This window comes from Pantoea rwandensis (genome assembly GCF_002095475.1).
GTDB classification, from domain to species: domain Bacteria; phylum Pseudomonadota; class Gammaproteobacteria; order Enterobacterales; family Enterobacteriaceae; genus Pantoea; species Pantoea rwandensis.
The window spans coordinates 1-14,080 of record NZ_MLFR01000012.1 but is presented as its reverse complement, the minus strand read 5'-3'; the positions used below and the strand labels follow the sequence as shown (position 1 = coordinate 14,080).

The 14,080-nt window shown below is 53.6% G+C and carries 12 protein-coding genes; 2 read left to right on the top strand and 10 right to left on the bottom strand.

Going from position 1 to position 14,080, the window contains the following annotated elements; all coding sequences use genetic code 11:
* Positions 1-10: 10 nt before the first annotated feature.
* From HA51_RS12965 to HA51_RS12920, 10 genes are all read right to left on the bottom strand, one after another.
* Positions 11-829, bottom strand: coding sequence for a carbohydrate ABC transporter permease (locus HA51_RS12965; RefSeq protein WP_084934902.1), 819 nt, complete (start codon positions 827-829; stop codon positions 11-13).
* Entirely contained in the window at positions 826-1,737 is a 912-nt protein-coding gene (locus tag HA51_RS12960; RefSeq protein WP_084934901.1) for a carbohydrate ABC transporter permease, read from the bottom strand. The genes HA51_RS12965 and HA51_RS12960 overlap by 4 nt, the downstream gene beginning before the upstream one ends.
* Positions 1,738-1,747: 10 nt before the next feature.
* The gene (locus HA51_RS12955; RefSeq protein ID WP_084934900.1) at positions 1,748-3,025 is read right to left on the bottom strand and encodes an ABC transporter substrate-binding protein; all 1,278 of its coding nucleotides are present in this window, start codon (positions 3,023-3,025) and stop codon (positions 1,748-1,750) included.
* Positions 3,026-3,052: 27 nt separating this feature from the next.
* Positions 3,053-4,156 carry an ABC transporter ATP-binding protein gene (locus HA51_RS12950; protein WP_084934899.1) on the bottom strand — a complete coding sequence of 368 codons (1,104 nt, stop codon included), beginning with the start codon at positions 4,154-4,156 and terminating at the stop codon, positions 3,053-3,055.
* 204 nt (positions 4,157-4,360) lie between these two features.
* Positions 4,361-5,326 carry a sugar-binding transcriptional regulator gene (locus HA51_RS12945; RefSeq protein ID WP_084934898.1) on the bottom strand — a complete coding sequence of 322 codons (966 nt, stop codon included), beginning with the start codon at positions 5,324-5,326 and terminating at the stop codon, positions 4,361-4,363.
* Positions 5,327-5,433: 107 nt separating this feature from the next.
* Positions 5,434-6,291 (bottom strand): phosphogluconate dehydrogenase C-terminal domain-containing protein, encoded by an 858-nt coding sequence (locus HA51_RS12940; protein ID WP_084934897.1) that lies wholly within the window; start codon positions 6,289-6,291, stop codon positions 5,434-5,436.
* Positions 6,292-6,296: 5 nt separating this feature from the next.
* Entirely contained in the window at positions 6,297-7,106 is an 810-nt protein-coding gene (locus tag HA51_RS12935; RefSeq protein WP_084934896.1) for a sugar phosphate isomerase/epimerase family protein, read from the bottom strand.
* Positions 7,106-7,879 (bottom strand): triose-phosphate isomerase family protein, encoded by a 774-nt coding sequence (locus HA51_RS12930; RefSeq protein ID WP_084934895.1) that lies wholly within the window; start codon positions 7,877-7,879, stop codon positions 7,106-7,108. Before HA51_RS12930 ends, HA51_RS12935 begins: the two co-directional genes overlap by 1 nt.
* Positions 7,880-7,890: 11 nt before the next feature.
* The gene (locus tag HA51_RS12925; RefSeq protein ID WP_084934894.1) at positions 7,891-9,627 is read right to left on the bottom strand and encodes a dihydroxyacetone kinase family protein; all 1,737 of its coding nucleotides are present in this window, start codon (positions 9,625-9,627) and stop codon (positions 7,891-7,893) included.
* Between the two features lies 1 nt (position 9,628).
* Entirely contained in the window at positions 9,629-10,963 is a 1,335-nt protein-coding gene (locus tag HA51_RS12920; RefSeq protein WP_084934893.1) for an MFS transporter, read from the bottom strand.
* Between the two features lie 442 nt (positions 10,964-11,405).
* Between HA51_RS12920 and rpiB the strand changes: the two genes are divergently transcribed.
* Positions 11,406-11,864, top strand: a complete 459-nt coding sequence (gene rpiB / locus HA51_RS12915; protein ID WP_084934892.1) for a ribose 5-phosphate isomerase B — start codon at positions 11,406-11,408, stop codon at positions 11,862-11,864.
* A gap of 29 nt (positions 11,865-11,893) precedes the next feature.
* Entirely contained in the window at positions 11,894-13,885 is a 1,992-nt protein-coding gene (gene tkt, locus HA51_RS12910; protein ID WP_084934891.1) for a transketolase, read from the top strand.
* Positions 13,886-14,080: the final 195 nt, after the last annotated feature.

Below are 14,080 nucleotides of genomic sequence, written 5' to 3'. Positions count from 1 at the left end.
GAAGCACTCCTTAGCGGATACCGGCACGCATGAATGACTGAATAAACTGACGCTGAAAAATCAGGAACAACACCAATAACGGCAAGGTGGTCATCAACGTGGCGGCGCCAATCAATGCCCACTGCACGCCCTGCTCCGGTGCAGAAAACAGCTGTAAACCTACGGTCAGCGGTCGTACGTTGACCGAGTCGGTAATGACCAGTGGCCACAAGAAATCGTTCCAATGGAAGCTGATCGACACCAGCGCAAAAGCAATATAAATCGGCTTTGCCAGAGGAATATAGATTTTGCGCAGAATGTAAAAGCGGCTGGCACCTTCGACGACCGCCGCCTCTTCCAGCACCAAGGGAATACTTTTAAACGTCTGGCGCAGAAGGAAAATAGCAAACGCGGAAGCAAAATAAGGCAACGCAATACCGGTCAACGTATCGCGCAGGCCAAGTGCACCAATGGTTTTATAGTTATTCAGAATCAGCACATCGGGGCTGATCATCAATTGCAGTAATATCAGCGCAAAGATACCCCCGGAGAATTTCATTTTGAAGCGCACCAGCGCGTAAGCCGCCATCGTTGCCAGAATCAGCTGTACCACCACAATCATCAGCACCAGCAATGTAGTGTTAAGGAAGTAGCGCGCAAACGGAGCGGCATGCCAGGCTTTGATAAAGTTATCAAAAGTCAGCGGTGAGAATAAGACAAAGCTGGCTTGATCGGATGCCGGGTGGATAGCAACCCACAGCGCGACCAGAATCGGCAGAAACCATAATAAAGCGCCCAGCCACAGGGTGAAATTGAGACACACCTTGCCCAACGAGAGAGATGTCTTCATTGATAATGGGCTCGCTTGTCCAGCAGGTTGAATTTAATCAGTGCAATCGCCGCCAGAATCACCAACAGCACCACCGTCATAGCGGCCGCCGCGGGCATGTCCCAGAAGCTAAAAGCAGTGCGATAGATATAGAACAGCAACAGGCTACTACTGTTATTCGGCCCGCCATTGGTCATGGCAATCACCTGATCCACAATACGGAACGCATTCATCGACGCATTGATTAACACAAACAACGTAGTGGGCATTAAGAGTGGCCACTGGACGCGACGGAAGAAATATCCGCGCGACGCCCCCTCAATCTGCGCGGCTTCACTCAGTCGTGGGTCGATCTGCTGCAATGCCGCGAGATAAAAGATCATAAAGAAGCCCGCTTCTCGCCACACCGAGACCGCCATTAAACAGTAGAGTGACGTACTCGGTTCCCCTAGCCAGTTAACCGCCGGCAGTGAGAACAGTGCCAGAAGCTTATTCAGCAATCCCAACTGCGGCGTGTAGAAAAACAGCCATAAATTGGCGATCGCGATCATCGGCAGCAGCGAAGGGATAAAGAAAGCGGCACGTACCATAGCGTTACCCGCCATGCGCCGATTCACCGCCAGCGCCATCAGCAAAGCGAGGATCACCGCCAGCGGAATGGTGATCAGTGCATACAACAAGTTATTCCACAGCGACTGAATGAAGATGTCGTCATCCAGCAACGCCATGTAATTATCCAGCCCAACAAAATGGGCCGGATGATTGTTACGTGAAGCGCTAAACAGACTCTCCCAGATGGTCGCCACCGCCGGATAGTGCGTGAACAGCAACAAAAAACACAGCGCGGGTAATACCAACAAATATCCATAAAGCTGCATCTTCCACAATGCTGGACGACGTAGCGGCATACTCGAGAGAATCGTGCTCATAGCGCTTCCGTTACTGGTATGACTTTAACAGGCGATCGGCTTGCTTTTGCGCACCTTCCAGGGCTTCTGCAGGCGTTTTGGCTTGCGTTACCGCTGCTTCAACCGCGTGGTTCAGCGCATCCTGAATCTGCACGCTGTTATAGGTCGAGAGTTCTGGCTGCGCATACTTCAACTGCTCACGTGCGACCAGCGCCTGAGGCACCTCTTTGACGTAATCCTTCATCACTGTGGTATCCCATGCCGCTGGCGAGGTTGCCACATAACCGGTAGCAATACTCCAGCGCGCCGCTTGTTCCGGCGATGTCACCCAACGAATAAATTCCATGGCGGCTTTTTGCTGTTCAGGCGTGGCATTCTTGAACACATACAGGTTACCGCCGCCGGTTGGGCTACCGCGTTGGGTTTTCTCTGGCAACATCGCGACACCAAACGGGAATTTGGCATTGTCTCGCACGTTGGTCAGGTTACCCGTCGTGGTGACCATCATGGCCGTTTTGCCGCTGATGAAATCCTGTGGCGTGGTGCCCCAGGCAATCGCCCCTTTCGGTGACACTTCTTCTTTCTGGCCGAGATCGGTCAACCACTGTAGCGTTTCGATGTTGCCCGGCGTATTAAAGTTAACGGCTGTGCCTTTGCCGTTATCCAGACGACCGCCGTTGGTGGCAGAAAGCCCCTGGAAGTTCCAATAACCGTTTGGCGTTGACGGGATCTCAATACCCCACTGGCTGACACCGTTGGCATCTTTGATGGTCAGTTTCTTGCTAAACTCGACCACTTGCTGCCAGTTAGCCGGCGGCGTATCGCCATTCAGCCCTGCTTTTTCGAAGGCTTGTTTGTTCCAGTACATCACCACGGTAGAACGCTGGAACGGCACACCCCACACTTTGCCGTCGATGTGGCGCAGGAAGGCGGGATAGAAACCGTCGATCCACTTTTTACCTTCATCACCGGTGGCCAGATCGCTGGCGGCAACGATCGCGCCCGCGTCGATCAAGGAATAGGCTTCAATATCGCCGATTACGGCCAATTGCGGGGCATTACCGCCGCGAAATGCCGTCAGGGCCTTGGTGACCGTAGTCGCGTAATCACCGGTATAAACCGGCTGAATGCTCACTTCTGGATGCTCTTTTTCAAAATCAGCCACCAGCGAGTCAACGGTATGGCTGACTTTGCCACCGACCGCGATCGGATAGTACATCTGCAGTTTGACAGGGTCCGCCGCAAAGGCGGATGCAGTTGCACAGAGTAATACAGCAGAGGCCAGACGTGAGTAACGAATCGCAGACATGATTATCCCTTGGGCGAAAAACAACGGTTAAACAGCGTATTTTTTCTGTGAGAAAAACATTTGTTGTTCGGCAGACGCACAGCGTTTGCCACTGGTGCTTGAAAACAGGTATTGACGGGCGGCGGACCATTGCAAGCCAACCAGACTGCCCTCGTCATAGCGCTGCATACCCGGCACTTTGACGGTCACAAGTTCGGACAATCCTGCAAGCTGACAGGCCAGTAAGGTGTCAGACCCCATATATTCGTAACTGATAACACGCGCGGTGAGCGCCGCATTATCGGCGGAGATAAGCTGTATATCCTCGGCACGAAGCCCCAGGCTGAGTGCGACCTCATCGCAACGCTCCACCACGGGAGTCTGCAGATGACTGAGATAGTGCTGCTCACCTTTCGCATGCAGCGGCAAGATGTTCATCGGTGGCGCACCAATAAACTGTGCAGCGAAAATAGTGGCAGGATTGTTGTAAAGGTCGTTGGGCGTACCGTGCTGCTCAATATGGCCGTCATTGAGCAGGATAATGCTATCCGCCATGCTCATTGCTTCTGTCTGGTCATGCGTGACATACAGCATGGTCAGTGCCAGTTTCTTTTGTAACGCGCGAATTTCACGACGCATGCTTTGACGTAGTTTGGCATCGAGGTTGGACAGCGGTTCATCCATCAAACACAGATTGTTATTAGCAATCACCGCCCTACCCAGCGCTACGCGTTGCTGCTGCCCACCCGAGAGTTGCGAAGGTAGCCGATCGAGCAGTTTATCCAGCTCCATGAGTTTACTGACGTCATCCAGGCGTGTGGTAAACGTCTGCTTGTCTTCTCCACGCGCTTTCAGGCCAAACAGCAGGTTCTCACGCACATTGAGATGCGGAAACAGCGCATAGGATTGAAACACCATGGAGAGTTTACGCTGCGACGGCGGTAAATGTGTGATATCGCTGTGTTTGAAATGGATCTCGCCGCTGTCGGCGGTTTCAAGCCCGGCAATAGTGCGTAGCAGCGTGGATTTACCACAGCCTGAAGGGCCGAGCAGCGCGACGAAGCTGCCTTCAGCGGCGTCAAAACTGATGTCGTTCAGGGCGATTTTTTCGCCCCAGGCTTTAGTGATGTGATGAAGCGAAAGGTGGCTCATGCATCCGCAGTCCTGAAAACAGAATGGCGGTAAGCTAGCCTAGTGAAATGAAGGATTTATGGTGATGAGATGACGGTTGGGTGACTACAGAAAAATGCTCATTTGAATTTACAGTGGGAGTTTATAAAAATCGATATTAACGGCGATCACCGCCGTTAAATTAATGTCTTATAAACTCTCTTAGGCAGTCTTAGACATTTTCCACTACTGCGACATACTCAAAATCGTACGAATATTTTGTGCCGTGGTAGCGACAATATCGATTGCACCCGTTCGTAATGCACCAAGAATGGCCATGGCTTTGGTATTCTCTGAGGCAATCGCAATCACGCAGGGGATCTTGCGCAATTCTTCGATGCTGAGGCCAATGACACGGTCATTCATCACCGTATCGACATGCTGCCCTTGGGAATTGAAGAAGTCGTAACCCGCCACGTCACCGGTCACGCCCTGATTTACATGCGCATCAATAATTTCATGCGGGGTAAACCAGCCGAGTTTCACCATATAGCTGTTTTCATTCATATCACCGATTCCCACCAACGCGACATCGGCTTTACGCGCGCGATCCAACGTTTCTTTGATGGTGCCGTTCTGCATAAAAGCATCACGCAGTTCACGATGCTCCACATACGCTGGGGCATAGAGGGTTTCACTGATACCGCCAAACTTCTTTGCCAGACGACGGCTAATGTGGTCGGCGTTGATGGCGTCACCGGGGCGATGCGTCCCGCCAATGCCACTGATAAACAGACAATTGCGCGTCGGTACTTGGCCGGGATAATCAGCCACTGCAGCGACATTACGGCCCTGCCCGACAGCAACAATGGCATTGTCTTTTAGTGACTGTGCGAGATGTGATGACACCAATGCGGCTACCTGACGGCGTTGATCTTCATCGTCCGGTGAATCCAGTGCGATAAGCGCACGTTGCAGTTGGGGAAAACGGTTTTGCAGCTGTTGTTCAAGGCGTGTACTGAACACCGGATGGTAGCGCACATTAATCTCGACGATACCCTCTTCACGCGCGCGCTTGAGCAGTCGGCCAACTTTAATGCGGGAAATCCCAAACTTACGCGCAATCTCCTCCTGGGTGATTTCGTCCTGATAATAGGCTACAGCAATTTCTGTCAGCAGCTCGGAGTCCTGAGAAAGCGTGTTTTTTTCCATCCGTTACCTGTCTTGTATCGTGACACTTGATTTGAGGAAGGAGTTATATCATTGATACGACTCGCTTCGCCAGACAGCGGCGTCGCGAGTCGTAAGACGCATCACGCTTAGCGTTTGATTGCGTCGATTTTCAACATACGGGCGATCACGATATCCAGCTCTTTCTGATCGAAGATCTGTTTCCAGTCTGGCTTAACAATTTTCTCGCGGCCGTACTCCATCGCAATCATACAGGCATCTGAGAACGGGTTGGTGGCGCGGAAAGCCACGGCCAGCGCGATCTGAATATGACCATACAGCATCGCTTTCGCGGCTTCTTCTGGCACGCCGCTGTGCTTTACGGTTTCATCCAGCGCTTCTTTCATAAATGCGCCGACCATGCAGGCCACAGTTTCCACCAGCGTTGGCTCAAGATATGCCAGCTGCGTCACGGTAACCCAATGCACGGCTTCTACCGGCCCGTACATCACGCTGATCACTTTGCTCAGCGCTTCTTTCTGCGCATCTGAGCCGGTTTCATAAGATGCCGCAACGTGCTGAACAGCGGCGATACCACCGAAGGCATCCGCATGCTCTTCTTTGGTATAACGCTCCAGGAACACCGACGGGTGGCAAGGATGGGCTACCGCGTATTCAATGCCATCACGATGCGCGATCAGGTTAGCGTAGGCTGCAGCGGGGTCCAGCGTCAGCAAAATGGCCCCCGCTTTCATCTGCGGCACCACGCCTTCTGACACTTTGCCCAACACGATATCCGGCACAGCCAGGATCACCACATCACTGACCGGCACCACGGAAGCCGCATCAGACAACTCACGGCCTTGTGCAGTGACTTGTTCCTGCGCCTTCGGGGAGTTTTCAACGTAAAACACCTGATATTCGCTTTTCTGGAAGTTGGCAGAAATACGCATACCCATTTTGCCGCCGGCGCCAATCACGGTGATGGTTTTTAATGTATTGCTCATCGGTATTACTCCTGATCTTGTTTACTACGTAAGAATTCAACGGTGCGGCGAGTCCACTCGGCTTCTCGCTCGCAGGTCAGCGCGGCATCGTCTTGCCACGGCAACCAGTGTTCGACTATTTGGTTAATCTCTCTTTCTACCGGGCGCACGCTGGCGATCATCCGGTCATAATCCAGCAGGCCTTCGCCCATCAGGCAACCCGCATAGGTAAAGCCGACCCAGCCATCACGACGCGTAAAGGCGAAATCTTTGATGTGCAGATTGCCGACCCGCGCAGCAGTATTGGCGATGACCTGCTCAGGCAATTCTAGCCCTGCCACGCAGTTAGCCGGATCCAGACAGACACACAGCCACGGCGACAAGAACTTATTAATCACAGACATCATTGCGCCGCTGTTGACCTGCTCGTAGGTCTCCAGACACAAACGCACCTGCTGACGCGCAAAATCTGGCAATACAGCGGCAATCAGTTCAGCCGCTTCGTCCAGTGACGGGCGGTGATCGGCGGTGTAAAACATCGAGCGCACCACACGCGCATCGAGAATGTTTGCCATATGCAGATAGCGACGCAGATGGGCGGTGCCCAAGCCGCGTGTACCCAGTTCCAGCGTGATGCCAAGCTTGTCGGCCAGTTGGCGAAGGTCCTGTAACTGCTCGTCTGACCAACTTTCAATCACCGGGTAATCACAAATCTGAAACACCGACACATCCATCTCAGCGGTCTGTTGCAGCATCTGCTCCAGTGTCAGCGGATTCGGCACTTTGCTGGACATGCGCCAGAAAAAGGCATAGGTACTGAGTCCGATACGGCTCATTAACGGATCTCCTTGGCCAGCACGCTGGCTTCTTCAATGATTTGCGCCAGCGCGTTAGGATCGTGGGCAAAGCGGCCGAGGAACAGGCCATTGACGTCTGCACCAAGACGCTGAATCAGTCCCGGACCCGCGCTGCCGCCATAAATAATTTTCAATGTGATACCGTTTGGCGTTTTCAATTGCTGCAGGCCTGCACAGACCGCACGGATGTAGCTGTCGGGTGCAGGCTGCGGTGCACCAATCGCCCATTGCGGTTCATAGGCGAAGAACACTTCACCACTCAGCCCTTGTTGTGCGGCATCCGCTAAGGCTTCAGCGAGCTGCTGCTCACACAAGGCAATCGCCTGCGCCGGCTCAGCCTGTTGCTCTTCGCCGATACATAACACCGGCGTTAAACCATGGCGCAACGACATGGCGACTTTGGCCGCAATTTGCACTTTATCTTCATGGAAATGACGACGACGTTCTGCATGACCAATTTCGGCCAGTGAACAACCCAGCTCCTGCAACATGCTGGCGCTCACTTCACCGGTCCAGGCACCGTTCTCGGCCTGACATACATCCTGCCCACCAAAGCGAACCGGCGTTTTAGCAAAGATGTCGGCAACGGCTGGGATGGCAGGATAGGCAGGCAGTACGAACAGCCCCACTTCTCCGTTTTTCACCGCCGGAAGCTGCGCCAGTCCGGCTACTTTGCGGCACCAGTCCAATGTTTGCTGATAACCGAAATACATTTTCAGGCTGACGCCGAGCCAGATCTTGGGCTGAGACATAGTGATGTTCCTTACTGAGAGACTTTCTGTTCTTTTAGCCAGTCGCCAACCGTGTTGACGATCATCGCCAGTGAAATCGCACCGGCATCCGGCGTGCCAACACTTTTCTCTGCTAACGGGCGAGCACGCCCCATTTTTGGAACAAGATGTGCCGTATCTTGCGCGGCCTTATCGGCCACTTTTGCCGCCGCCAGCCAGGCATCGGTCAGCGAAGCGCCCTCTGCGACTGCTGCGTTAAGACTGTCGCTAAACGGCACCAACACATCAACCATGGTTTTGTCGCCAACTTTGGCTTTACCAAAGTGCATGATGCCGTCTTTAGCGTCTTTTACCCCAGCTGCAACACGTTGCGCATCCGGCGATTGATTATCGCCAATTGAGGTTCCCAGCGCGGTTAAGGCGACACCCCACAATGCCCCGGAAGTGCCCCCGGCTTTGTCTGCCCAGGCATCCGCTGCACGGCACAGCAAGCTCCCCGCTCCCGCACCACGCGCAGCCACTTCACGCGCTTTTTCAACCGCGCCAAGCACGCCGCGTTCCATACCAATGCCGTGGTCACCGTCACCGGCCACCGCATCAATATCACCCAGTTTTTTAACGTTACGCTGTAACAAGTCAGCGACAGATTCCAGAATGGTTAAGACCCGTTGTGCACTTTGCTGAGATTCGGCAGAAGCCTGTGGCAGCGCTTCTTCAGCGCTCTCTTCGCACTCGGCTACGCTTAAGGGCTCAGCGATCAAGACGCTTCCTTTACGATAAGCCGGCGCATTGGCGGGGGCGCGCCACAGTGTTTCCAGTTCCTCATCCAGCCACATTAACGTCAGTGAAACACCGGCCATATTGAAACTGGTGACAAACTCGCCCACGTCTGGCTCAACCACGTCTAATCCTGCTGCATCAAGCAACTGGGCTACGCGGCGATACACCACAAACAGTTCTTCATACTTCACGGAACCTAAGCCATTCAGGATCACCGCTACACGCTGGCCTGCAATCTGTTTGATATCAACAGGCAGTTCACTCAGCAGACGCTCAACAAAAATTTCTGCCAGCTCATCGGCACGGGGTACGTCGGTTTCGCTGATACCTGGCTCTCCGTGAATCCCCAATCCGAGCGCCATACGGCCTTTTTCCACTTCAAACAGTGGATGCGTCGCGCCAGGTAAGGTGCAACCCGCGAAGGCCACGCCAAAAGTACGGGTGCGATCGTTCGCGTGATGCGATTTCTTCAGCACGGTAGCCAGATCGTCGCCCGCCTCTGCTGCAGCACAGGCCGCTTTAAAGACACACAAGTCACCCGCCACACCGCGACGTTTCGTCAGCTCATCTTTGCTGGCGCTGGAGATGTCATCGGTTACCGCCAGAATTTCGCAGGCGATGCCTTCAGCACGCAGGCGTTCGCAAGCCTGGCCAAAGTGCAGTACGTCACCCGCGTAGTTGCCGAACATCAGCAACACGCCAGCACCATTATGGGCTGCTCGTGCCACATTGTAGATTTGCTGGGCAGACGGCGAAGCAAACAGGTTACCCATTGCCGCACCGTGTGCCAGACCTTGTCCAACCAACCCGGCGAAGGCCGGATAATGACCGGAACCGCCGCCCACAATCACTGCAACCGTATTGGGCTGGCTGCGCGTACTGCGCACCACACCCCCGGCAACCTGACGAACTTTATCGGCGTTGGCGGCGACAAAGCCTTCAATGAGTTCAGCAGCAAAGGCTGAAGGTTGATTAAACAGGTATGTCATTTTAGTGCTCCTGTGCGATAGAGGTCGGCTGAGACTGCGGACGTTGGCGATTAAGTAACAGCATGAGAACGGCAGACAGCAGCATGAATCCGCCGACCACAAACATCGGTAAGACGTAGCTGTTGGTGGCGTCGTGCAGTGCGCCAGTGATATAGCCCGCGGAGAAGCCCGCCACGTTTCCTAAGGTATTAATCAGTGCAATGGCAGCCGCAGCTGATGCACCTGTCAGGAACTGCGTTGGCAGTGTCCAGAAGTTCGGCAACGCAGCGAAGATAGAGCTGGCGGTAATCGCAATCACCATGATGGTGGTAAACGGTGAATCCATATACAGCGCCAAGGGAACGCTGATACCGCCCGCCAGTGCTGGAATCGCAATATGCCAGGTTTTGCAGCCGCGACGTGTGGCATCTTTTGACCAGAAGTACATCACCACAGCGGCAATCAGGTATGGCACACCGGTAATTAAGCCTTTCTGCATCACGTTAAAGGTGGTGCCGAACTGCTGCTGGAAGCCGCCGATAATGGTCGGCAGGAAGAAGGCCAGCGCATACAGGCCATAGATAAAGCCGAAGTAGATCAGGCACAGCGTCCATACACGACCGTTGCCCATCACTGAACGTAGGCTGTGCTTCTGATGGCCCTGCTTCTGCTGATGCTCAGCTTCCAGCTCATTGGTCAGCCAGGTTTTCTCTTCAGCCGTCAGCCATTTCGCCTGACGCGGTGAATCCACCAACCAGAACAGCGCCACGAAGCCGATGAGGATCGCTGGGATAGAGACACCCAGGAACATCACGCGCCAGCCGTCCAGCCCAAACAGGCCATGCTGCTGAATCAGACCCGCAGCCAACGGTGCACCGAACACCACGGTCAGTGGTTGAGCCAGATAGAACAGCGACAAAATCTTGCTACGATGACGGCCCGGGACCCACATGCTCAGATACAGAATCGCGCCAGGGAAAAAGCCGGCTTCAGCGATACCCAACAGCAGGCGTAACGTATACAGCCCTTCGACACTGCTCACCCACGTGAACAGCAATGACACGATACCCCAGCTGATCATGATGCGTGCCAGCCAGCGACGCGCGCCGAATTTATGCAGCGCCAGGTTGCTTGGTACTTCCAGCAGGATATAACCGATAAAGAAGATGCCCGATGCCAGACCAAACTGTACGCCGGTCAGACCGAGGTCTTGCGTCATACCGTTAGGCCCAGCAAATGAGATGGCTGTGCGATCAAGGAAGTTAATAAAGAACATCAGCGCCACGAAAGGCACCAGACGCCAGGAGATTTTACTGATAGCGGACTTCTCGACCGCTGTCATGGTTTGCTGACTCATAACGCACCTCCGTGACGTGCGTGGTTAAAGCTTTTGATTGGTGTTGACCAGACGCCAAAGGAGCGCTGGTTGCAGGTGTACTGAGAGGTACGGTGTAAATGACACATGTTCGAGTCCTCGATGGGTCTTCTTGTACATTGGTATCGCTATGCGAACAAATGAACACTACACGTATAATTGTGCACCTCTCAACTGCAAAGCGTGAAAATGTGACCCTGCTCATGAGATTTAAATTTGGCAATAATTCGGAGAATTACGGGAATTCCCTGCGCAAACAGCGCGACACAAGCCCTCGCAGCAGGTGCTGGCAGGAAATGCGCACTCAAAACATATGAACAACCATTGAACATATGATGGTTTTTATGGCAGGCTGTCACTGAACATCTTCTCGCCTACGTAACAAACGTTCAGGCGTAAGAACAAACCCTGCTGGAGAATGACGATGAAAACAATCGCAATTGGCGCCGATGATGCGGCTATCGAATTGAAAAACATCATTAAAAAACTGCTTGAAGAAAAAGACTATCAAGTGACGGACTACACCAATGACGCGCAAAATGACCGTCCTATGTACCCGGATGTCGCTTTTGCACTGGCAACCGCCATTCAAAAAAATGAATTTGAGCGCGGCATTCTGTTATGCGGCACCGGCATTGGTGTAGCAATCGTCGCCAACAAAGTGGAAGGTGTGCGCGCGGCGCAATGTCACGATACTTTCTCCGCGGAGCGTGCTCGTAAAAGCAATAACGCTCAGGTCATGACCATGGGCGCACGCGTTATCGGTCCAGAATTGGCGAAAAATATCGTCAATGCCTGGCTGGCCTCGGAGTTTGAAGGTGGCGGCTCAACCGCCAAAGTTGAGAAGATCGGTTACTACGAACAAGTTTCACATACTAAATAATTACCGACTTCTCACCTCTGGAGCTTCTTATGTCAACACGCCGGGAAAGAGCGAACGCCATCCGTGCTTTGAGCATGGATGGTGTTCAGCAAGCGAATTCAGGACATCCGGGTGCCCCGATGGGCATGGCGGATATCGCTGAAGTTTTGTGGCTCGATTTTTTGCAACACAATCCAATCAACCCTCAGTGGGCTAACCGCGATCGCTTCGTGCTGTCGAATGGCCACGGCTCTATGCTGATTTATAGTCTGCTACACCTCAGCGGCTACGATCTGCCCCTTAGTGAACTAAAGAATTTCCGTCAGTTACACTCGAAAACGCCGGGACATCCCGAGTATGGTTATACGCCTGGCGTCGAAACCACCACCGGCCCACTAGGTCAGGGTATTGCTAACGCCGTAGGCTTTGCCATTGCTGAGCGCACGCTGGGGGCACAATTTAACCGTCCTGGCCATGATATTGTCGATCACCACACCTATGTATTCATGGGTGATGGCTGCATGATGGAAGGGATCTCGCACGAGGTATGCTCCATCGCCGGTACCCTCAAACTGGGTAAACTGGTGGCCTTCTATGATGACAACGGCATCTCTATCGACGGTCACATTGATGGCTGGTTTACCGACGACACCGCCTCACGCTTTGAAGCCTACGGCTGGCACGTGGTGCGTGATGTAGACGGTCATGACGGCGAAGCCATTAAGAAAGCGGTTGAAGAAGCCAAAGCGGTTTCGGATAAGCCTTCTCTTCTGATGTGTAAAACTGTGATCGGTTTCGGTTCACCCAACAAAGCCGGAACCCATGATTCACACGGTGCACCACTGGGCGGCGATGAAATTACACTGACCCGCAAACAGCTGGGCTGGAACCACGCGCCGTTTGAAATTCCTTCAGACCTCTACGCGCAGTGGGATGCGAAAGAAGCCGGTCAGGCGAAAGAATCCGCGTGGAATGAAAAACTGGCAGCTTACGCCGTCGCCTTCCCGGAGCTGGCAGCCGAGTTCAAACGCCGCGTGAACAATACTTTACCGGCTAACTGGGCATCTGAGTCGCAGAAATTCATCGAGCAACTGCAGGCGAATCCGGCAAAAATCGCCAGCCGTAAAGCCTCGCAAAATGCGATTGAAGCCTTCGGTAAAATCCTGCCGGAATACCTCGGCGGCTCCGCTGACCTGGCACCCAGTAACTTGACTATGTGGTCGGGCTCTAAGCCCATCAACGAAGATCCTGCCGGCAACTATATCCACTACGGCGTCCGTGAATTCGGCATGACCGCGATCGCTAACGGTATTGCGCTGCACGGTGGTTTCCTGCCCTACACTGCCACCTTCCTGATGTTTGTGGAATATGCGCGCAATGCGGCACGTATGGCGGCGTTGATGAAAGTGCGTCAGATCATGGTCTACACCCATGACTCTATCGGCTTAGGTGAAGATGGCCCAACCCACCAGCCCGTCGAGCAGATGGCGAGCCTGCGCGTGACACCTAATATGAGTCTGTGGCGTCCCTGTGACCAAGTGGAGTCGGCTGTGGCATGGAAATACGCCATCGAGCGCGTCAACGGCCCTACCGCCTTGATCTTCTCTCGTCAAAATCTGGCGCAGCAGGATCGTAGTGCTGAACAGGTGGCGAACGTGGTGCGCGGCGGTTATGTGCTGAAAGACTGCCAGGGTACGCCGGAGCTGATCCTGATTGCGACAGGTTCTGAAATTGAACTGGCGGTCGCGGCGTATGAGCAGTTGACGGGCGAAGGTCGTAAAGTGCGCGTGGTGTCGATGCCCTCTACCGATGCTTTCGACAAGCAGGATGCAGCCTACCGTGAATCTGTGCTGCCGAAAGCGGTCTCGGCGCGTTTGGCAATCGAAGCAGGCATCGCGGATTACTGGTTCAAATACACCGGTTTGCATGGCGCGATTGTTGGCATGACCACCTTCGGTGAATCAGCGCCGGCAGAGCTGCTGTTTAAAGAGTTTGGTTTCACCGTTGAGAACGTGGTGAGCACCGCGAAATCAATTCTGTAATCTGCGGTCGCCAGCCATGGCATGACGCTTGCCACTTAAGTGCGTTTCGGTCGCCATTAATGGCGACCCTACACTGTCCGGTGCGGCTTTCGTGGAGTGCGTATTTATGCGCACCGGGTTAAATACGTACTGTTCGGTGCGGCTTTCGTCGGGTGCGCATTTATGCGTACCGGATTAAATACGTACTGTTCGGTG